Here is a 1,487-nt window from a genome sequence, read left to right as displayed (position 1 = left end):
CGGGCGGCGAAGCCGAGATGGCGCAGGATCTGGACCAGCAGCCAGGACGTGTCGCGGCACGAGCCCGAGCGGTTCTGCAGCGTTTCGTCCGGCGTCTGAACGCCCGGCTCCATGCGCACCAGATAGGTGATCTCCTGCTGCAGCGTCCGGTTGAGGCCGACGAGGAAATCCACCGTATGGGTCTCGCTGCGGTCGAGGTCTTCCAGATAGCGGGTCAGCAGCGGACCGGCGGGCTCTGCACCGAGATAGGCGGAGAGGTCTGTCTTCAGCGGCTCCTCGTACTGGAACGGCCATGCCTCGGCCGCTTCCTCGACGAAGAAGTCGAACGGATTGTAGACCGTCATGTCGGCCAGGAGATCGACCTCGATGCGGAATTCGGTGGCTTCCTCCGGGAACACCAGCCGCGCGAGGTAGTTGCCGAAAGGATCCTGTTGCCAGTTGATGAAGTGGTTCTCCGGCAGGATCTTCAGCGCGTAGGACGGCACCCTTGTGCGCGAATGCGGCGCCGGCCGCAGCCGGATGACCTGCGGGCCGAGCCTGACCGGACGGTCGTAGCGGTAATGGGTGACATGGTGCAGGGCTGCTAGGATCGACATCGGAACTTTCGTGCAGGTCACTCGGAACGCGGCGGGGCGGATGCTGCAGACGTTCCTTGACCATAAGGCCGGGACGGTCCCCGGCAAGCTCTCCCATCCCCCTGCAGGGGATGCGGACCGATTTATTTGCCTCCGGTGCCGGAAAGCCGGAACCTGCCGCCCCACGGGCACCGATGTCGATTTCACCGACCTGCACGCCTGGGCCGAGGTCTATCTGCCCGGCGCTGGCTGGATCGGCCTCGATCCCACCTCCGGCCTGATGACCGGCGAGAGCCACGTGCCGCTGGCCGCCACGCCGCATTACCGTTCGGCTGCGCCGATCTCGGGCGCCGTCAGCTTCGCCGAGGTCGAATTCGACTTCGAGATGACCGTCGATCGCATCTCCGAACGGCCGCGCGTGTCCTACCCCTTCTCCGAGGAAAGCTGGCAGGCGCTGGACGAACTCGGCGAGACCGTGGACCGCGAACTGGTGGAGAACGACGTCCGCCTGACCATGGGCGGTGAGCCGACCTTCGTCTCGATCGACGAGTTCGAGTCGCCGGAATGGAACGCCGACGCGACCGGCCCGATGAAGCGTGGCCTCGCCGACGACCTGATCCGGCGCCTGCGCGACCGTTTCGCGCCCGACGGTTTCCTGCATTATGGCCAGGGCAAATGGTATCCGGGCGAGACCCTGCCGCGCTGGACCTTCTCGCTTTACTGGCGCAAGGATGGCGTGCCGGTCTGGAAGAACGCCGAACTGGTGGCGCGCGAGACCGAGGCGCGCCCGGTCGGGCCCGAAGAGGCCGAGCGCCTGTCGCGCAAGGTCGCCGAGGCGATCGGCGTGTCGCCCGACTACGCCGCCCCGGCCTATGAGGACTCCGCCTACTGGCTCGCCCGCGAGGCGCAGCT

At 66.8% G+C, this 1,487-nt stretch carries 2 protein-coding genes; one reads left to right on the top strand and one right to left on the bottom strand.

The genetic code is table 11. From position 1 onward, the window contains the following. The coding region (locus tag SI859A1_RS00095) for a transglutaminase family protein (protein WP_009207864.1) at positions 1 to 596 on the bottom strand (596 nt) is incomplete at its 3' end. A gap of 10 nt (positions 597 to 606) precedes the next feature. On the opposite strand from SI859A1_RS00095, the gene SI859A1_RS00090 reads away from it, so the two are divergent. After that, on the top strand, positions 607 to 1,487 hold an 881-nt coding region (locus SI859A1_RS00090; RefSeq protein WP_009207863.1), incomplete at its 3' end, for a transglutaminase-like domain-containing protein.

The sequence above is a fragment of the Aurantimonas manganoxydans SI85-9A1 genome (assembly GCF_000153465.1).
In the GTDB taxonomy this organism is placed as follows: Bacteria; Pseudomonadota; Alphaproteobacteria; order Rhizobiales; family Rhizobiaceae; genus Aurantimonas; species Aurantimonas manganoxydans.
The sequence above is the reverse complement of the archived record's forward strand: the minus strand, read 5'-3'. Positions and strand labels throughout refer to the sequence as shown.